The sequence below is a fragment of the Cellulomonas sp. GbtcB1 genome (assembly GCF_019091725.1).
Taxonomy (GTDB): Bacteria; Actinomycetota; Actinomycetes; order Actinomycetales; family Cellulomonadaceae; genus Cellulomonas.
In genome coordinates, this window is the sequence record NZ_JAGXJG010000698.1 from 1 (window position 1) to 230 (window position 230).

1 protein-coding gene is annotated in these 230 nt (G+C 72.2%); it reads left to right on the forward strand.

Annotated elements, in window-relative coordinates; all coding sequences use genetic code 11:
* On the forward strand, window positions 1-230 hold a 230-nt coding region (locus tag KVT14_RS21865; RefSeq protein WP_217617440.1), incomplete at both ends, for a proton-conducting transporter membrane subunit.

Genomic DNA, 230 nt, shown 5'->3' on the forward strand with positions numbered 1-230 from the left:
TGACGACGGTCTTCTCCTACCTGCTCATCGGGCACTACCACGAGCGCAAGGCCAGCCGCCGGGCGGCGATGCTGGCCATCGTCGTGTCCACCGCGGGCGGCCTGACGATGCTCGTCGGCGTGATCCTGCTGGGCGAGGCCGCGGGCACGTACCGGGTCTCCGAGACGCTCGCGAACCCGCCGCACGGTGCGATGGTGACCGCCGCGGTCGTCTGCCTGCTGGTCGGCGCG